The 18,225-nt window shown below is 73.3% G+C and carries 18 protein-coding genes; 12 read left to right on the top strand and 6 right to left on the bottom strand.

Annotated features, from left to right (window positions below; genetic code table 11):
- Window positions 1-184: 184 nt before the first annotated feature.
- Window positions 185-976, top strand: a complete 792-nt coding sequence (locus AC061S_RS12030; protein WP_478685886.1) for an MBL fold metallo-hydrolase — start codon at window positions 185-187, stop codon at window positions 974-976.
- Window positions 977-996: 20 nt separating this feature from the next.
- On the opposite strand, the gene AC061S_RS12035 is transcribed toward AC061S_RS12030, so the two are convergent.
- Together AC061S_RS12035 and AC061S_RS12040 are read right to left on the bottom strand one after the other, a co-directional pair.
- The gene (locus tag AC061S_RS12035) at window positions 997-2,310 is read right to left on the bottom strand and encodes an MFS transporter (protein ID WP_478685887.1); all 1,314 of its coding nucleotides are present in this window, start codon (window positions 2,308-2,310) and stop codon (window positions 997-999) included.
- Between the two features lie 14 nt (window positions 2,311-2,324).
- Window positions 2,325-2,864, bottom strand: coding sequence for a carboxymuconolactone decarboxylase family protein (locus AC061S_RS12040; protein ID WP_478685888.1), 540 nt, complete (start codon window positions 2,862-2,864; stop codon window positions 2,325-2,327).
- A 233-nt stretch (window positions 2,865-3,097) separates the two neighbouring features.
- On the opposite strand from AC061S_RS12040, the gene AC061S_RS12045 reads away from it, so the two are divergent.
- The 6 genes from AC061S_RS12045 (at window position 3,098) to AC061S_RS12070 (ending at window position 7,746) form a co-directional block, all read left to right on the top strand.
- Complete coding sequence (locus AC061S_RS12045; protein ID WP_478685889.1) at window positions 3,098-4,099, top strand: hypothetical protein; 1,002 nt, start codon at window positions 3,098-3,100, stop codon at window positions 4,097-4,099.
- 20 nt (window positions 4,100-4,119) lie between these two features.
- Window positions 4,120-4,662: a carboxymuconolactone decarboxylase family protein gene (locus tag AC061S_RS12050; protein WP_478685890.1), complete on the top strand. Its 543-nt coding sequence runs from the start codon at window positions 4,120-4,122 to the stop codon at window positions 4,660-4,662.
- Window positions 4,663-4,844: 182 nt separating this feature from the next.
- Window positions 4,845-5,384, top strand: coding sequence for a carboxymuconolactone decarboxylase family protein (locus AC061S_RS12055; protein WP_478685947.1), 540 nt, complete (start codon window positions 4,845-4,847; stop codon window positions 5,382-5,384).
- A gap of 29 nt (window positions 5,385-5,413) precedes the next feature.
- Window positions 5,414-6,364, top strand: a complete 951-nt coding sequence (locus tag AC061S_RS12060) for an oxidoreductase (protein ID WP_478685891.1) — start codon at window positions 5,414-5,416, stop codon at window positions 6,362-6,364.
- Window positions 6,361-6,591: a hypothetical protein gene (locus tag AC061S_RS12065; RefSeq protein WP_478685892.1), complete on the top strand. Its 231-nt coding sequence runs from the start codon at window positions 6,361-6,363 to the stop codon at window positions 6,589-6,591. The genes AC061S_RS12060 and AC061S_RS12065 overlap by 4 nt, the downstream gene beginning before the upstream one ends.
- 147 nt (window positions 6,592-6,738) lie before the next feature.
- Window positions 6,739-7,746, top strand: a complete 1,008-nt coding sequence (locus tag AC061S_RS12070) for a hypothetical protein (RefSeq protein WP_478685893.1) — start codon at window positions 6,739-6,741, stop codon at window positions 7,744-7,746.
- 63 nt (window positions 7,747-7,809) lie between these two features.
- On the opposite strand, the gene AC061S_RS12075 is transcribed toward AC061S_RS12070, so the two are convergent.
- The 3 genes from AC061S_RS12075 to AC061S_RS12085 all read right to left on the bottom strand — a co-directional run bounded on the left by AC061S_RS12075 (window position 7,810) and on the right by AC061S_RS12085 (window position 10,527).
- Window positions 7,810-8,172, bottom strand: coding sequence for a hypothetical protein (locus AC061S_RS12075; protein ID WP_478685894.1), 363 nt, complete (start codon window positions 8,170-8,172; stop codon window positions 7,810-7,812).
- Between the two features lie 32 nt (window positions 8,173-8,204).
- The gene (gene metK, locus AC061S_RS12080; protein ID WP_478685895.1) at window positions 8,205-9,428 is read right to left on the bottom strand and encodes a methionine adenosyltransferase; all 1,224 of its coding nucleotides are present in this window, start codon (window positions 9,426-9,428) and stop codon (window positions 8,205-8,207) included.
- A 157-nt stretch (window positions 9,429-9,585) separates the two neighbouring features.
- Window positions 9,586-10,527, bottom strand: a complete 942-nt coding sequence (locus AC061S_RS12085) for a GNAT family N-acetyltransferase (RefSeq protein WP_478685896.1) — start codon at window positions 10,525-10,527, stop codon at window positions 9,586-9,588.
- A 470-nt stretch (window positions 10,528-10,997) separates the two neighbouring features.
- Between AC061S_RS12085 and AC061S_RS12090 the strand changes: the two genes are divergently transcribed.
- Genes AC061S_RS12090 through AC061S_RS12110 form a run of 5 tightly spaced genes read left to right on the top strand, consistent with a single transcriptional unit; the run spans window position 10,998 to window position 17,173 of the window.
- The gene (locus AC061S_RS12090) at window positions 10,998-12,218 is read left to right on the top strand and encodes an aldehyde dehydrogenase family protein (protein ID WP_478685897.1); all 1,221 of its coding nucleotides are present in this window, start codon (window positions 10,998-11,000) and stop codon (window positions 12,216-12,218) included.
- A 5-nt stretch (window positions 12,219-12,223) separates the two neighbouring features.
- On the top strand, window positions 12,224-12,859 hold the full coding sequence (locus tag AC061S_RS12095) for a hypothetical protein (RefSeq protein ID WP_478685898.1): 636 nt from the start codon (window positions 12,224-12,226) through the stop codon (window positions 12,857-12,859).
- 26 nt (window positions 12,860-12,885) lie between these two features.
- Entirely contained in the window at window positions 12,886-14,598 is a 1,713-nt protein-coding gene (locus AC061S_RS12100) for a thiamine pyrophosphate-binding protein (protein WP_478685899.1), read from the top strand.
- Entirely contained in the window at window positions 14,595-15,974 is a 1,380-nt protein-coding gene (locus tag AC061S_RS12105) for a class I adenylate-forming enzyme family protein (RefSeq protein WP_478685900.1), read from the top strand. The genes AC061S_RS12100 and AC061S_RS12105 overlap by 4 nt, the downstream gene beginning before the upstream one ends.
- The gene (locus AC061S_RS12110; protein WP_478685901.1) at window positions 15,971-17,173 is read left to right on the top strand and encodes a beta-ketoacyl synthase N-terminal-like domain-containing protein; all 1,203 of its coding nucleotides are present in this window, start codon (window positions 15,971-15,973) and stop codon (window positions 17,171-17,173) included. Before AC061S_RS12105 ends, AC061S_RS12110 begins: the two co-directional genes overlap by 4 nt.
- Here the strand turns inward: AC061S_RS12110 and AC061S_RS12115 are convergent.
- On the bottom strand, window positions 17,127-18,194 hold the full coding sequence (locus tag AC061S_RS12115) for a hypothetical protein (protein ID WP_478685902.1): 1,068 nt from the start codon (window positions 18,192-18,194) through the stop codon (window positions 17,127-17,129). The genes AC061S_RS12110 and AC061S_RS12115 overlap by 47 nt on opposite strands.
- Window positions 18,195-18,225: the final 31 nt, after the last annotated feature.

The following is an 18,225-nucleotide window of genomic DNA, read 5'->3' on the forward strand; positions in this document are numbered from 1 at the left end:
GAGCACCCGTTTCCGCTTGCCCGCCACACCGGCGCCGAGCACGCCGCAGACATCGGCGAACGGCTGGATCACGCCGGTCCGCCCCGCGGGGCCACACGGCGGCCACACTCGGATCTTCGTATGATCACCTCGATTCGGAAGAGGTCTTCCACACTCCAAGTCCCGTACCCCGAGGAGCAGTTCCATGAGGTCTGAGAACACCGCCGGACAGCTCGCCGTCACCGTCGTGGGCGGCCCCACCGTGGTCATCGACCTGGGCGGACTGCGGTTCGTGACGGACCCGACGTTCGACCCTGCCGGTTCCTCCTACGCGTTGGGCCCGATCGCCCTGCACAAGCTGGCCGGCCCCGCGCTCACCCCCGGGCAGGTGGGTCCGGTCGCGGCCGTCCTGCTCTCGCACGACCAGCACCCCGACAACCTGGACGGGGCCGGGCGCGCCTTCCTCGCGGAGGTCGCGCTGGTCCTCACCACGGAGCAGTCCGCCGAGCGCGTGGGCGGTACGGGGCTGGCGCCGTGGGCCGAGCACGTACTGGAGCGCCCGGACGGCGGCCGGCTCGTGGTCACCGCGGTCCCGGCGCGGCACGGTCCGGCCGGGACCGAGCAGGTGCTCGGCGACGTCACCGGCTTCCTGCTGAGCGGTGAGGGCCTGCCGACGGTGTACGTCAGCGGCGACAACGTCTCCCTGGAGCCGGTACGGGACCTCGCGGAGCGCCTCGGCGGGGCCGGTGTCGATCTGGCGGTCCTGCACGTGGGTGCGGCGCGGCTCGCCCCGTTCGGCCCGGCGCTGCTCTCGCTGACCGGCGAGCAGGCGGTGGAGGTGGCCGAGCTGCTGGGCGCCCGCAAGGTGCTCGCCGTGCACCAGGACGGCTGGCAGCACTTCACGGAGGGCCAGGACGCGGTCGGCGCCTCGTTCGAGAAGGCGGGCGTCGCCCAGTGCCTGGTGGTTCCCGGGGCGGGCGGCCGCTTCGCGCTCTGACGGCCCCCGGGGCCGCTGCGCTACTTGGTGAGGATCAGGGAGGCCTTGTCGAGGACGGGCTCGGACGGGCTGGGGGTGCGCAGGGCGAGGAGGGTGGCGGGCCAGGCGAGCAGGACCATGGCCGTGACGCCGGCGATGAACCAGCCGGAGGCCCCGTGCTCGCCGAGGTAGGTGGCGAGTGCCGGGGCGATGCCGCCGAGGACCGCCGAGGTGACCGCGTTGGGCAGGCCCATGCCCAGAGCGCGGTTCTCGGCGGGGAAGAGCTCGGAGAGGATGCCGGGGAGCGTGGTCGTGGCGCAGACGAGGTAGACGGTGCCGCTGAGGTAGGCGAACAGCAGGCGCGCGAAGGTGCCGTCGATGGTGAGGAAGCTGTACGAGCCGGTGACGGCGAAGAGGAGGGTCGCGCCGAGCAGGAAGCGGCGGGGTCCTACCTTGTCGGCGAGCAGCCCGATGGGCACGTTGATCACCATCAGGATGGCCGTCGCGCAGACGACGACCCCGAACATGGTGCCGGGCCCGCTCAGGCGCTGTCCCATGGCCGGGATCACGGAGGTCCACGTGCCGCCGATGGTGCCCATGCCCGCGATGAACAGCACGGACATCAGCACCTGGCGCCGGTAGGTGACCAGTACCCGGCGCAGCGAGCCCCGGGTGGCCCGGGAGCTGACCTCCCGCTGGAAGACCTCGGTCTCGGCGAGCCCGCGGCGCAGGAACAGCAGGACGATGCCGAAGACGCCGCCGACGAGGAAGGGGACGCGCCAGCCCCAGGCGGCCATGGCGTCGGCGCCGAGGACGCCGGTCAGGAGGCCTCCGAGCATCGCCGCGGTGAAGGCGCCCGCGGCGGTGGTCAGGGAGAAGAGGCTGCCGTAGAGGGACTTGCGCTGGGGCGGGGCGACTTCCATGAGGTAGGCGGCCGCCGCGGGCCATTCACCGCCGGAGGAGATGCCCTGGGCCACGCGGGCGAGCAGCAGGATGACGGGGGCGAGGATGCCGACCACGCCGTAGGTCGGTGCGATGCCGATGACGAACGAGCCCGCGGTCATGAGGCCGATGGCGAGCATCAGGGCGGGGCGCCGGCCGCGCCGGTCGGCGAGGCGGCCGAGCAGGATGCCGCCGAGCGGACGGACGAGGACGCCCACTCCGAGGACGGCGAACGCGCCGATCAGGGAGGTGACCGGGTTGCTGGAGGGGAAGAAGTGGGGGGCGAGGAGCGGGGCGAAGAGGCCGTAGCCCAGCCAGTCGAAGGACTCGACGAAGTTGCCGACGACGGTGGCGGTGACGGCGCGGCGGTGGGTCCGCTTGGTGGCGCGGGCCTCGGGGGACGCGGTGGACATGGTCGTCAGGCCTCTCAGACCGCGCGGGCGTAGCCGTGGGTGGTGATCCGGCGGCCCGCTTCCTCGTAGTAGCCGGGCTCGGCCGGCAGGGCGGTGGCGAGGCAGCTGACGTACCGGTTGTACATGCAGAAGGCCGCGGCGATGAGCACGGTGTCGTGGAGGTGGCCGTCGGTGGCGCCTTCCGCGCGGGCGGCGGCGATCGCTTCGTCGGACACGGGCGCGGCCTGGGCCTGGACCTCGGCCGCGACCCGCAGCAGGGCGCGCACCAGCGGGGACAGCGGGGCGGTGTCCACGTCGTGCTGGACTGCCTTGACGAGGTCGGCGCCGCCTTCGAGCTGGGCGGCGGCGGCCGCGCCGTGGGTGTCGGAGCAGAAGCGGGTGCGGTTGAGCTCCGAGACGTACGTCGCGATCAGTTCGCGCTCGCCGGGCGGCAGCGGGGACGGGCCCCGCAGCAGGGTGTCGGCGACGGCGTTGAGCGGGGCGGCCGACTCGGGACGGTCGGTCATCAGCCCCCTGATGCCGGGCAGGTCGCTGACGATCGTGATGTGCGGCACCGGGTGCGTCCTTTGCTGGAGGGTGGCTCGCGGGGTGGGTGCCATCGTTGGCGCGGCTGGCACGATCGTGCCAACTCCTGCTGTGCGGAGTTGGGTTGGCGCGCGATGCGCCGGCCGCGGACGGCCGGCCACGGAAGAGCACGGCGGAAGGTGCGGTTGCCCCGCCCCTGTCGACAGCCTCGTAGGAGGGGGACCGTCCCGGCATGCCCCGCTGTCGACATCCGGAAGGAACCATGAAGATCACCCGTACCGCCGCCTTCGTGACCTCGGCCGCCACGGCCGTCGCCATCGCCCTGATCCCGCAGACCGCGTCGTCCGCGGCCCCGGTCGACTGCACGTACACCAAGAGCGGCCTGGTGCCGCTGAACGACCTGGGTACCGGCACCTACCAGGGGCTGACGGGCGGTCTGTACCCGGGCGGCAGCAACACCCGGCCGGCCGCGCACAACACCGCGGGCGAGAACATCGCGAACAACCACGTGCTGCCGCGCAACGCGGCCGGGCAGGTCGACCTGGTCAACGGCAAGGTGGTGCTGATCTCCATCGGCATGTCGAACACCACCCAGGAGTTCCAGAAGTTCATCCAGACCGCCGGCGGGTACGCCAACCTGAACTCGAAGCTCGTCATCGTCGACGGCGCCCAGGGCGGCAAGGACGCCAACGCGTGGGCGGACCCGGCGAACGCCACCTGGTCGGTGCTCGCCTCCCGGCTCTCCACCGCCGGGGTGACCCCCGCGCAGGTGCAGGCGGTGTGGCTGAAGGAGCAGCTCGTCGGGGACAACATCGGCGCCTTCCCGGCCGGGGCCGACGCCCTGGCCAACACGCTCGGCACGATCGCTCGCAACGCGCGGTCGAACTACCCGAACCTGGCTCTGGGCTACGTGGCCAGCCGGATCTACACCTACAACCCGGTGCGCAGCGCGGGCGCGTACCAGCAGGGCTGGGCCGTCAAGAAGCTGATCCAGAACCAGATCAACGGCGCCTCGAACCTCACCTACGGGCAGGGCGGCGTAGCGCCGTGGCTGTCCTGGGGTCCGTACCTGTGGGCGGACGGCCTGGGCGCGGACGGTGTGGCCGGTGGCACCCCGGGGCGCAGTGACGGCCTGGAGTGGGCGTGCTCCGACCTGGTGTCCGACCGTGTGCACCCCAGCGCGACCGGTCAGCAGAAGGTCGCCGACCTGATCCTCGACCAGTTCAGCACGGACTCGACGACCACCCCCTGGTTCAACAACTAACCGGAGAAGGAGCACGTACCGTGCCGCACATCGAGATTCCGGCCCCGGTGCCGGGGATCCGCGGTCTGATGGCCAGCAAGCCCGCCTCCGGGCGGCGGCTGAGCGAGCTCGCCGAGCAGCTGCTGCGGGGCGAGTCCCCGCTGAGCGTGGGTGAGCGGGAGCTGATCGCCGCCTTCGTGTCCTTCCGCAACCAGACCCGCTACTGCACGGGTTCGCACACTGCGGCTGCCGCGCACGCGCTGGGCGGTGACTACGAGCTGGTGGAGGCCGTCAAGCGGGACCCGGCGAGTGCGCCGGTCAGCGAGCGGATGCGGGCCCTGCTGGCGATCGCGGGCAAGGTGCGGGGCGACGCGCGCGAGGTGGGCGAGGAGGACGTCGCGGCGGCCCGGGCCGCCGGGGCGGACGACGAGGCGATCCACGACACGGTGCTGATCGCGGCCGCGTTCTGCATGTTCAACCGGTACGTGGACGGGCTGGGCGCGATCACCCCGGACGACCCGGCGGTGTACGACGAGATCGGCGCGTTCCTGACGGCGCACGGGTACCTGCCTCCGGCGGAGTAGCGGAGCAGGGCGCGTGCCGCGCCGCGTTCACGCGGCGGTTGAACACGCGGGGCGGCGGGGCGGCGGCCCGCCGCCCCGGCCCGGTGTGCGGTGAACTCGCCTCCGCACAGGAGGAGTTGGCATGGCTTCGGGGTCTGGTCACGATGAAGTACCGACCAGTCCGTTCAGAAATGGATGCTCCAGTGCCGCACATCGAGATCACCAACGACCTGCCCGGCATCAGCGGTCTCATGGTGCAGCGCCCCGACACGGCCGGGCCGCTCAACGCGGTGGCCAATGCGCTGCTGCGCGGTGAGTCCCCGCTGAGCCGGGGCGAGCGCGAGCTGATCGCCGCATACGTCTCGGAGCTCAACCGCACCCGTTTCTGCGCCGACTCGCACAGCGCGTTCGCCGCCGCGCAGCTGGAGGGCGGGCAGCAGCTGGTGGCGCAGGTGCTCGCCGACCCGCAGTCCGCGCCGATCAGCCCGCTGCTACGGGCTCTGCTGCGGATCGCGGCGGAGGTGCAGGAGCTGGCGCAGCCGCTTTCCGACGAGGCCGTCGCCGCAGCCCGCAAGGAGGGCGCGGGCGATGCCGAGATCCACGACACGGTGCTGATCGCGGCCGCGTTCTGCATGTTCAACCGCTATGTGAACTGCCTGGCCACCGACCTGCCCGCCGACGGCTCGCACTACACCGCCGTCGCCGACCGCATCGTCGCGCACGGGTACGGCTCGGCCCGCTGACACGCAATCCCGGTCCGGAGGAGGACGCAATGGTGTGGTCCACGGCAGAGATGCCCGACCAGAGCGACAGGACGGCCCTGATCACCGGGGCTTCGGGCGACATCGGGCTGGAGACGGCCCGGGCTCTCGCGGGCCGCGGCGCGCGGGTCGTCCTGGCCTGCCGCGACATGGAGCGCGGCCTTGCCGCGGCAGCCCGCATCGGCGGCCGTACGGAGGTGGTCCGGGTCGATCTGGCCTCGCTGGAGTCGGTCCGGGAAGCAGCGCTGGAGGTGCGGCGCCGGCTCGACCGGCTCGACCTCCTCGTCAACAACGCCGGCGTGATGTTCCCGGCGTACCGGCGTACCGAGGACGGCTTCGAGCCGCACTTCGGCGTCAACCACCTGGGGCACTTCGCGCTGACGGGCCTGCTGCTGGGGCTCATGCGGGACGTGCCGGGTTCGCGGGTGGTGACGGTCGCGAGCCTCGCCCACCGGGTGGCCGGGCACGGGCCGGGTCCGGCCGACGTGCACGCGGCGGGCGGACACCGCTCGGTCGCGGCGTACGGCCGGTCCAAGCTGGCCAACCTGATGTTCGCCCGGGAACTGCAGTGCCGACTGGCCGACGCGGGGGCCGAGACCGTCTCGGTGGCCGCCCATCCGGGCCTGTCGGCGACCGGGCTGTGGCACGACGAAGCACCGGCGTGGCTGCGGCCGGTGAGCACGGCCGCCCTGCGGTGGCTGGGACAGCCCGCCGCGGGGGCCGCACTGCCGACGCTGCGGGCCGCCACCGATCCCCTCGTACGGGGCGGCGACTACTTCGGCCCGGGCGGCGTCTCCGAGTGCCATGGCGGGGCGGGGCCGGCGCGATCGAGCCGGGCCTCTCGTGATGTGATCGCGCAGATCAGGCTGTGGGAGATGTCCGAGGAGCTGACCGGGGTGCGTTACGCGCGTGATGCCTCGCGCAGGGCAGAGCGGCAGCCCGTCGTGGAGGTGGCCCGATGAGCGTGGTGACGGGAGAGGAATCCGTCGCGGCCTCGGTCGGCGAGGGCATCGCCGAGGGCGGCGGACGGTTCCGGGAGGCCGCCGCCTGGGCGTGGGCGTGGCGCAGTTTCGACTTGTCCCTGCCCGATGTCAGCGGGGCCGCGTGGCAGACCGATCCCGCCGCTCCGGTTTCCAAGATGCCCGAACCGCCTCTGGTCGTACGGTCGTTGACACGAACGTTGCAGTGAGCGGCCCCGCCGGGGCGTCCGACCTGGCTGGGTGGAGACGAGGCGGGGGATGAAAGGGACGGGGTGGCATCGGGGCCGCCTGAGGCCGCTCACGCCGTCCTAGTCTGCCCTCACCGACAGTCACGCCTCAGTGGAAAGGCCACCCCCATGACTCAGGTCGCGCATCGACCTGCCCCGGCGCCCGAAGCCAGTGAGCGCCGCACCGCAGGGACCGGACGGTCACGGACGCCCTCCTTCTTCTTCAACGGCCACGCCCCGCGCCGCCGCGCGCTGGTCCTCCTGACCGCAGCCCTGTTCGGCTTCGCGCTGACCGTCGTCTGGTCGGCCAAGTTCGTCGACAAGACCATCGGTGACAACGTCGCGGACTCCCTGCTCGGCCACGCGGCCAAGGGCACCCCGATCACCGGGGTGCTGGCCGGTATCGCCTTCGCGCTCGCCACCGGAGTCGCGGGCACCTTCACCGCCTGCAACGTCGCCGTCTTCAGCGCGCTCGCGCCGCTGGCCGGCACGGCCACGACCCGGCGAGGCCGGATGGCCGCGGCGCTGCGGCCGCTGGGCTTCCTCGCTGCCGGCGCCGTGGCGGTCTCCGCGCTCTACGGTGTCGTCGTCGCGCTGGTGGGCACCGGAATGCCGCAGTTCCAGACCAGCGTCGCGGGCGGCGGGACCGGCTTCTCTCCGCGCCTGGTGCAGGCGATGGTGGTCTACGGGCTGATCGGCCTCGTCATGACGTACCTCGGCCTGGCCGCGCTCGGCATGGTCCGTGACCCGCTGGCCCGGCTGAGCGTCCGCTTCCCGAACGCCCCGATGGTGGTCATGGGCGGGCTGATCGGCGCGTTCCTGATCGGCCGCCCGTTCTCGCTGTTCCGCCAGCTGTTCCAGGACGCGGCCGAGAGCCACAACGTGCTCTACGGGGCCTTGGTCTTCAGCCTGCAGACCCTCGGCAACATCGTCATCGTGGCGGTGCTGTTCCTGCTGGTCAGCGGTTTCCTCGGCGAGCGTCTGCACCGCTGGATGACGGCGAAGCCCAGCCGGGCGTCCGCGGTGATGGCCGCCGCGTTCATCGCCGCCGGAATTTTCATGATCCTTTACTGGGACGTGCGGATGCTCGCGCGCCGGGACCTGATCTGGTACCCGCTGGCTCCCTGGGCTGCCTGAGGCATACGGGCGCCGTCGGCCCGGGAGGAGCGTCTCGGCGCTCCTCCCGGGCCGTCTGCCGTTTCAGCGGTGATCGACGATCGCGGCGAGCAGCTCCACGGCCGCGTACGCCACGTCGGGGGCGCTCGGCGCGGGCTCTTCGAGCACCGGGACGAGGAGGGCCAGGGCGGTGGCGAAGCGGGCCCCGTTCTCCTGCGTCATCGTCAGGGCGCCCTCCCAGAGGGCGTCACGGACGTGCCGGGAGCTCAGGGCTCCGGTGGCGGCCGAGAGGTGCAGGATGTCGGCGACGCGCCGTTCCAGCGGGGTCGGCGTCCAGTCGCCGAGGCGCAGGTCGGTGAGGAGGTCCTCGACCTGGCGGCGGGCCTGTTCGGTGGCCGGCCGCTCCAGGAGGAGGGTGCCGGCGGACGGGGTGGCGGAGTGCGTCATGAGTGTTCCTCGGTTCGGGGAAGGAGTGGGGATCAGAGACCGGCGGCGGTGCGCAGGGCGTCCACGCGGTCGGTGCGTTCCCAGGTGAAGTCGGGGAGTTCGCGGCCGAAGTGGCCGTAGGCGGCGGTCTGGGCGTAGATGGGGCGGAGCAGGTCGAGGTCGCGGATGATCGCGGCCGGGCGGAGGTCGAAGACCTGGCCGATGGCGTCCTGGATCTTCTGGACGTCGACCTTGTGCGTGCCGAAGGTCTCCACGAACAGGCCGACGGGTTCGGCCTTGCCGATGGCGTACGCGACCTGGACCTCGCAGCGCGAGGCGAGGCCGGCGGCGACCACGTTCTTGGCGACCCAGCGCATGGCGTAGGCGGCGGAGCGGTCGACCTTGGACGGGTCCTTGCCCGAGAAGGCGCCGCCGCCGTGGCGGGCCATGCCGCCGTACGTATCGATGATGATCTTGCGGCCGGTCAGGCCCGCGTCGCCCATCGGGCCGCCGATCTCGAAACGGCCGGTCGGGTTGACCAGCAGGCGGTAACCCTCGGTCTCCAGCTTGATGCCGTCCACGGCGAGCTGGTTCAGGACGTGCTCCACGACGAACTCGCGGATGTCCGGGGTCAGCAGTGAGTCCAGGTCGATGTCCGCGGCGTGCTGCGAGGACACGACGACCGTGTCGAGACGGACCGGATTGTCGCCGTCGTACTCGATGGTGACCTGGGTCTTGCCGTCGGGACGCAGGTAGGGGACGGTCCCGTTCTTGCGGACCTCCGTCAGCCGCCTGGAGAGTCGGTGCGCGATGTGGATCGGCAGCGGCATCAGCTCGGGCGTCTCGTCACAGGCGTAGCCGAACATCAGGCCCTGGTCGCCCGCGCCCTGCTTGTCGAGCTCATCGCCCTCCTCGCCCTCGACAGCACCCTCGACCCGCTGCTCGTACGCGGTGTCGACGCCCTGCGCGATGTCCGGAGACTGCGCGCCGATGGACACCGACACACCACAGGAAGCGCCGTCGAAGCCCTTCTTCGAGGAGTCGTAACCGATCTCCAGGATCTTCTCGCGCACGAGCTGCGCGATCGGCGCGTACGCCTTCGTCGTCACCTCCCCCGCGACGTGGACGAGACCCGTGGTGATCAGGGTCTCCACGGCCACCCGCGAGGTCGGGTCCTCACGGAGCAGCGCGTCGAGAATGGTGTCGCTGATCTGATCGGCGATCTTGTCGGGGTGACCCTCGGTCACGGACTCCGAGGTGAACAAACGGACGCTCATGGGGTGTTCTCCGAACCTGTTCTTTGAGGACCTCCACCAGACTTGGCTGAGTGTCGGCTGATCCCGGTGGGATACGGATACTTTCGGAACTCCGGCTGGACTGCTCCCGCCGGGTAGACCATGCTTACGGTGTCTTCCTGAACCAGCACGGGCGGTGTCAGGACGGGCGTTTGACGTAGTGCGTGACGGCGCGGGAACCCGTCACCGATAGCAGCGTGTACAGACCGTTGAGGTTCTGTATCCGGGAGGAGTCCAGAGCCAGCAGGGCCCGGTGGCAGCCGAGTTCCCTGAGGCCCGCCAGGGCTGTCGTGATGAGGGCGAGGCCGATGCCCAGACCGCGGGAGGCCGGCGACACTCCAACGTCGACGATCCGTCCGTGGCCCTCCCCGGCGTACGCGAGGACGTGTCCGACGGGCTGGTCGGCGATCTCGATGAGCAGGGCGATTCCGACGCCCTGCTCGGTCGCGACGCCGAACTGCTCGAGCCGGGTGCGGAAGGTCTCGTAGTCGAGCGTCCTGGTCCCCTTGGTACGGGTCTGGACGTGGAGCCGGTGCGCGGCGCGCACGTCGTCCGGCGTGGTGATCGGCCGTACGCGGGCCCCTTCGGGCAGGACCGCGGCGACGGGCGGCTCGGTCAGGTCGATCTCGGCCTGCGTGAAACTGACCTGACGGCGGAATCCCGCGGCCTCCAGGACCCGCGGAACGACCGGATCCCCCGTCAGCACACCGCCGATGGTGATCTCCGGTTCCGAGCCGTTCTCCCTTGCCAGCTCGTCCGTGCGCTGCAGCAGACGCTCCAGCAGCTCGCGCGCGGCGGTGTCACCGTCGTGGCCGGGCAGTACGGTGAGCGCGCCGTCCAGCGAGGCGCCGCCGCGTACGGTCAGCCCGCCCCATGCCATGACGTCGCCCTGCGGGCGGGTCAGGCACCAGCTGTTGCGGAGCGGGTCGTAGCCCGGGTGGCTGGTCTCCAGGAGGAGGTCCTCCCGGGTGGACGAGGCGATGCCGGTGATGCTCTCCTCGTAGGACCTGACGAAGTCGACGAGGTTGTCCAGCGGGACCTCGGCCGCACTCTTCACGGCGAGGTGTTGGGGCAGAGTCATTGGGTTGCGGTCCCCTTTCTGAGGGACGGGTCGGCGGCCCCGGCTGCTCTCACGCGGGCAGAGGCCGTGCCGGGGGAGCTCGTCGACGGGCGCCGGGCCACCGTGGTTCACGAGTGGCCCACCGGGCGACGAATCCTCCGGTGCCGGGCCGGCCGCCGAAAGGAAAGCGGCGGGGCGGTATTCCACGGGAAACACTGCGTGCGACTCCTTTCGATCGGATCGGCCTTCGGTCGTCCCGGATGCTACTGGCCCTCCAGAGCCGCGGCGTTCTCCGAAAATGCTGTCCACCACGGGTCCGACCGAGCCCCTGTTCACCCGGTTTTCCGGGGTGAACGTTTTGTTTTCTTGCTCTGTCCGGCCCGCCGGGATTCCCGAAAAGAGAGCACGTCGCGAGATGCGGATTCCCGCTTCCCGGGGTGACCCTCCTCGGGAGCCTGGAAGTCATGGCCATGGGCTGAGGGGGGTGTGCGATGCGGAGCGGCGTCATCGATGCAGAGCAGGTCAGCGCCACGACGGAGGGGCTGGACGAGGTCATTCCGGCACTGGCCGGCGCGCTCCTGGACCGGCGGGAGGAATTGATGTCCGTCCTCACCGGGGTCGCCACCCGGCAGGCGGCGGAGGACGAATTCTTCCGCTCCCTGCGCGTCCTCTCCGGCGCTCCCTGGGAAATCCTGCGCAATTCCCCGCAACGGCTGCGGCGGCTCGCGACGTTCCTTCCGTCGAACAACCTGCTCTACTCGTACATCCTCTTCGGCGTCATTCCGTCCCTCTACACCGACGAGATACGGATCCGGCCCTCGGCGCGCGTCGCGCGGTCCGCGATGGCCGTCCACGAGATCATCGGTCCGGCCGTGCGGGCGCGAGGCGGCCGGGTGGAAATGGCGCCCGTGTCGCAGCGCGCGTTCCTCGCCGACTGCGCCTCCTCGGACGCCGTGGTGTTCACCGGGCAGCCCGAGAACGCCGGGAGCGTCGCTGCGGGGCTGCCGGACGACGCACTGTTCCTGGCCTTCGGGTCGGGGCCCAACCCCTTCGTGATCGGCCCGGAGGCGGATCTGGACGCGGCCTGCGGCAGCGTGCTGGAAGCACGCCTCTACAACTCGGGTCAGGACTGTCTGTGCACCGACATCGTCTTCGTACACCGGTCGGTGGCCCGTGAGGTCGTGACCCGACTGGCCGACTCCCTCGCGGCGGTGCGCGTGGGCGACCGCCGCTCCCCCTCCACGAAGGTGGCTCCGCTGGTCTATCCCGACGCGGTGGAGGGGGCGGCCGCGTTCCTCTCCGTGCACCGTCAGTCCGTCGTACGGGGCGGGCACGTGGACCCCGTGCGCGGCGTCGTCCAGCCGTCGCTGCTGCACATGCCGTGGCAAGACGCCTTCCACCCGCCGGAGTTCTTCTCCCCCGTCGTCCTGACCATGGAGTACGAGCACGCGGGGCAGATCCGGCAGTGGCTGCACTCCCCCGAGGAGACGGCCCGCGGCATGTACGTGTCGGTGTTCGGCGAGCCGGGGCTGGCACAGACCCGCATCTCGACGAGCGTGGTGTGCCAGGAACGCATCACCTTCGACGTGGAGGACGGCAACCGCCCGTTCGGCGGCTACGGTCCGCGGGCCAGCAGCGTCCGCCGGTCGGGGGGCGTCAGCGGACGCCCGCTGCTGCTGTCCGCCGAGGCCGGACGCAGAGCCCGCCCTTGACGTCCGTGCTGAGTCCCCCCGTCGTCCGCGGACGCGAGCAGGGCGATCCGCCGGTGCCCGCGGTCGGGGCGCGCCGCCTGCTCGCGGATCCCTACGCCGCGGACGCGGTGTGCGCGGCGCTGTCCGAGCTGTACGAACCGTCGGCGGCGGGCGCCGCGGGCGGTGGCCGGGTCGCGCCGGTGATCCTCGCGGCGACCGACTACACCGGGTACGCCGCCGACGAGTTCGTCGCGCGGCGCGACGACCCGGGCAGACGGCTGCGCCCCTGCGACTCCGTGGCCCTCGAACCCTCCGGGCTGCTCCAGCGCTTCATCGCGACCACGGGCTGGCAGGGGCCCGGGTACGTGCTCGGCTCCCGCCCCGCCGACGGACCGGCCGCCGTGCGGCTGGCACGGGTGATGGCGAGCTCCGGCCGCGCCCCGTCCGTCTACGTCTGCGAGGTGCTGCGGCGCCCGGACACCGGGGCGTTCTGGGCCGTGGCCACACGGGTTTCACCGGCCGGCCCGCCGGTCCCCCCGCCCGTACGGGGGCCCGCGCCGGTGCCGGTGTCCGCGCCGGTGCCGCCCGGCATCGGCGCGGCGCTGTGGGAGCGCAGCGCGGTCGCCCGGGCGTACCTGCGCCAGATCGCCCGCACCACCTGATCCGTCCCGACCCGCCGAGGAGCATTGTGACCACTGACCACCACACCTGGCACGTCGTCGCCCGAACCCTCGTGGACGCCGGTTGCGACGCCGTCTTCGGACTTCCTTCGGACGAGCCCGGCCTGATGGACGCGGCCGGGTCCCAGCCGGGCCTCCGGGTCGTCCCCGTACGCGACCAGCGGGTCGCGGCCTGCGCGGCGATCGGGCACGCGGCCGTCTCGGGGCGGCCCGCCGTCCTGGCCGTCAACTCGGGCCCCAGCTTCGCCAATTCCCTCACCGGGCTGCTGGAGGCCTCCTCCCTGGGGGCACCGGTGCTCGTCGTCACCACCCGGGTGCCGGTCAGCGGGATCGGGCGCGGCGGCTTCCAGTACACCGACCAGGCGGCCATGGCCGGTCCGCTGGTCAAGTGGAGCTTCCTGGTGGAGCGGGAGGAACAGCTGGTCTGGGCGCTGCGGCGGGCGGTGCACCTGGCCGTCAACGGCGGCCCCGGCGTGGTGCTCGTGGAGATCTCCGACGAAGTGGTGCGCGCGGCGCCGGCGGCCGCGGGGGCGGACCGGGGCAGGGCCGTGCACCGGATCCGTGCGGGCGCCGACCCCGACGAGGTGCGCCGCGCGGCCGGGCTGCTGGCCGCCGCCGAGCTGCCCGTCGTGGTGGCGGGCGGCGGCTGCAAGCCGTCGGGCGCCGGTCCGGCCGTGCGCAGGCTCGCGGAACTGCTGGGCGCGCCCGTCTTCACCACGGCGGCGGGCCGCGGGACCGTGGACGAGGAACACCCCCTGGCCTGCGGTCTGGTGGGGCTGTACACCACTCCCCCGGCAGACGCCCTGCTCGCCGGCGCCGATGTGGTCCTCGCGGTCGGCTCGCGGCTGGAGGAGACGGCCCGGATGGGCTGGGACTCCCTGGACTCCGCGAAGCTCGTCCACGTCGACATCGATCCGGCGGTCTTCCTCACCGCCGTGGAGCCGGAGGCGGCCCTGCTCGGCGACGCCCGTGTCGTCCTGGAGCAGCTGTCGGCCGTACTGGAGGAAGGGCACGCGGCCCGCGCCGGGCGGGCCCGGGCCGGGGCGGCCCGGGTGCGGGCGGTACGGGAGGAGCTGCACGCCCGCTACTCCGCCGGGGCGGACGCGTACGGGGACGCGGAGGAGCTGACCGTGCCGGCGGCGCTGCGCGCCGTGCAGCACGCGTTCTCCCGGGACGCGACCCTGGTGCAGGAGAACGGTCTGCACGACATGTGGGGTTACCACTTCCCGGTGGTGTCCGTCAGCGACCGGGCCCATGTCGTCACCCCGGGCGAGCAGACGATGGTGGGGTTCGGGCTGCCCGCCGCGGTGGGTGCGGCGCTGGCCGCCCCGGACCGGGACACCGTCCTCGTGTGCGGGGACGGGGCGCTGGAGATGAGCCTGGCCGCGGTGCCCACGGCCGTGGAGCAGGGGCTGGGGATCACCGTGCTCGTCCTGGACAACGGCGGCTACGGCTGGCCCCGTTTCATGCGGGCCGCGGAGGACGCGCCCGACGGCCTGACCCGGTTCACGGCCCCCGGGCACGTACCGGCGGCGGTGGCGGCCGCCGGCGGCTGGACCGCCCGGTGCACCACCGGGTCGGAGCTCGCCGCGGCGCTGAAGGAGGCCCGGGACGTGACCCGGGCCGGGCGCCTGGCCGTGATCACCGTCCCGGTCCGCGACGCGGACGTCCCCGTGGGCGTGCGGGGCCTGTTCGCCGACGAGCCCGGGGAATCCGCGTGAGCGGGGCCGCGTGGCCGGCGGAGGGCGCCCTGCCGCCGCTGACCGTGGACGGCGAGGCCGTCGCGCCCGCCCACCTGGCCCGCCTGGTCTCCCGTACGGCGGCGGCCCTGGTGGCGGCCGGTGCCGGGCCGGGCCGGGGGGTCTCGCTGGCCTGCGACCACCCGCTGACGGCCGTGGCCGCCGCGGTGGCCGCCGAGCGCGTGGGGGCCCCGCTGCTGCTGGACGGCGCGGCGCCCGTGCGCAGGATCGCGCCCGCCGCCGTGATCACCTGCGGGGCCGGCGGGGAGCCCCTCGTGGGGCCGGCCCCGCTGTGGGCGGCGACGGCCCTGCCCGAGCGGACCGCCGCGGTGTTCTGGACCTCCGGCAGCTCCGGGGATCCCAAGGCCGTGGCCGTCTCCCGCGCCGCCCTCGTCCACCAGGGCGGCGCGACGGGGCGGCGGATGGGCATCACCTCGCGCGACGGACTGGTGCTGCCGCTCCCGCTGCGGCACGCGTACGGGTTCAGCGTGCTCCAGGTCTGGCGTGCCACCGGGGCCCACCTGTTCGCCGAGAGCGGCTTCCATCTGCGGCGGGTCCTGTCGCTGCTCGGCGAGGAGGCGGTCACCTCCCTGGACGGGGTCCCCTCGATGTACCGGATGCTGGCCGCCGAGGCGGTCAAGGACCGGGACGTGGCACGGCGGCTGGGGTCCCTGCGGATCCGCGGGTGCGGCGGGGACGTACTGACTCCGGCGCTCTACGACGATTTCCTGCGCGTCACCGGGGGCGCGTTGCACGACGGGTACGGGCTGAGCGAGGCGGGCCCCAATGTCGCCCTGAACGCCCCGGGGGACGTGCGCCGGGGATCGGTGGGGCGGCTCGTCGACGGTGTCCGGGTCCGGATCGCGGGACCCGCGGGGGAGATCCAGGTGAGCAGTCCGAGCCTGATGCTCGGCTATCTCCGCGTGGAGTCGGGCGAGCTCTCACGGGATGCCTTCACCGGGGACGGCTGGCTGCGCACCGGGGACACGGGGTGCCTGGCGGACGGCGGATGGCTGACCGTCAGCGGGCGGATCAAGGAGGTGCTGGTCGTCCACGGCGAGACGGTGGCGCCCACGGTGGTCGAGGACGCGGTGCGCAGTGCGGCCGGGGTCCTCGACGCCGCGGTGGTCGGGGTCCGCGGCGGGGACCGGGGCGATGTGGTGTGGGCGTTCGTCGAGAGCGCGGACGGGGACCGCGGGGCGGTGGCGGGGCGGGTCACCGAGGTCTGCCGGCGCAGTCTGCCCCCGCAGATCCGGCCGCGTGCGGTACGCGTCATGACGGCGCTGCCCCGCACCGGAAGCGGCAAGCACGACCGGGTGCGGCTGCGGGCGTGGGCGGCGGGGGAGGCCGCGGCGTGACCGCGCTGGCGCTGGCCGGGACGGGTCTGGTGACGGCGCTGGGCTGCGGGCCGCGGGCGTTCTGGGACGGACTGCGGCGCGGCGCGCGGCCGTTCGGGCCGCTGACGGCCTTCGAGGGCGACTTCCGCAGCCGGACGGTGGCGGCGGTGCGGTCCGCCGACTGCCCGGCGGCTCCCGGGCGCCGCAAGGAGCGCCTCGCGCTGACCGCGGCCCGGCAGGCGCTGCGCGCGGCGGGTCTGCGGCGGCTCCCGGACGGCTCCTTGGTGGTGATCGTGTCCCAGGCCCTGGAGCTCTCCGCGGAGGCACCGGGCCACGGCCGGAACGCCACCGGTCCCGGAGGGGACTTCGCCGCCGCGGTCGGAGACTTCGCCGGCCGGGGCGGGGACTTCACCGGTCCCGACCCGGACGTGCTGCTCGCGGCGTGCGGAGCCGCGCCGGGCGCCACCGCGGTGGTCCATCTGTCGCACGCGTGCGCGTCCGCCGCCTTCGGCGCCGCCTTCGCGCGGGAGTGGCTGCTGTCCGGTCTGGGTACGACCGCGCTGGTCGTGGGCGCCAGCGCGCTCAACCCGTACGAGTACGAGAGCATGGACGTGGTCAGGACGCTGAGCCCGGCCGGTGCGCGGCCGTTCGACTCCGCGAGGGACGGACTGACCGTCGGCGAGGGCGGCGGAGCGTTCCTTCTGGAGACCCGGGCCGCCGCGGTCGACCGGGGCCACCGGCCGCAGGCCCTGCTGAGCGGCGCCGCCTGCCTGGTCGACTCCACCCGCGCGGTGGCCTCGGAGCCCGCGGCGATCCGGGACTGCATGCTGGCCGCGCTGGAGGACGCGGGCGTGGGCCGTGTCGACTACGTCCACGCGCATGCCACGGGGACCGCCCAGGGGGACGCCGCGGAGGTGGCCGCCGTAGGGGAGGTGTCCCGGGCACTGGGCTGGGGCCCGGTGCCGGTGAGCTCCCACAAGGGGGCCGTCGGACATCTGCTGCACGCCTCGGCGTTTCCCGGGGTGGTCGCCGCGTCGGGGTTCCTGCGGGATGCCTGGGTGCCCGGAACCCCGGGTCTGCGCAGCCCGATGGAGGTCCCGGACGGGGTCAGACCGGTCACCACCGCCGTGCCCGCGGCGCGGGCGGAACACGCGCTCGTCAACAGCTTCGGGTTCAGCGGGAACAACGCGGTTCTCGTGGTCTCCGCCGTCGACCGCTGAGGGCCGCGCCGAGCGCGCTCATCCGGTCCACGGACCGGGCGTCGAGTTCGTGGACCCGGCCGGCGCGCCGCGCGCACAGCCGCAGGGTGTCGGCGGACCAGGAGCGGCTGAGCAGGAAGACGGCGCGGGCCAGGTCCACGAGTGCGTCGGAGGAGGCCCGGGTCAGCTCGGCGCACTCGGCGGCCAGCGCCGCCGTACGCGGGTCGCGTTCCCCCAGCCACGGGTCCGTGGCGAGGACCCGGGCGAGGAGCAGGCGGTCACCGGCGACCTGGCGCTGCAGCGGCCCGGCGACGCGCATCTGGAGCAGCCGCGCGCGGCCGGCGTGCGGCTCCAGTTCCTCCAGTACGCCGGGCAGGGCCAGCAGTCCGGCGAGACCTGCCTCGGCCCGGCCCGGCTCGGTCATCCGGCGTACGGAGCGCTCCAGAAGCCCGTTCAGCTCGTCGGGCCAGTCGGCCGTGGGCGGCCCCGTGTCCCAGACCAGGACGGGTGCTCCGGCCATGGCCCGGCGCAGTTCGTCGGTGGGGACGGTTCCCCGGTTGTCGGTGAAGCCGCTGCTCGCACGGGTGTTGCGGTCCGCGGCCAGGGAGGTGCTCGGGCCGACCCGGTGCACCAGGAAGGTGTGCGGGTAGCCGACGTAGGGGACGCGGTAGAACTCCGAGTGCCGCATGCCGCGCAGATCGGGGGAGACCGGCACGGCGTGGCCGCGGGCGAGCTCCCGCCGGACCAGGTCGAGCGCCCGTTCCCCGTCCTGCGGGGAGGTCTCCCAGCGGGCACCGAGGCCGCGCTGGAAGCGCGGGTGGTGGTAGTCGGCGTCCTGGCCCCCGTACAGGGTGAGCAGTTCGCCGTCCGCGGTGCGTTCGACGACGAAGTCCAGCGGCTGCGCCAGGGCGGACGCGGTCTCGCGCAGTCCGGTGGCGTACAGGGCGTCGCGCAGGCAGTGCACCCAGCACGAGATGCGGGTGTGCGCGAGGGACTCGATGGCGTCGGGGTCCGTGCCCAGGTAGGGGAACGCGGTGGTCATGGCGGCGGCCCCTTCGGCCGTTGTCCGGATG

The organism is Streptomyces sp. CA189 (genome assembly GCF_056428985.1).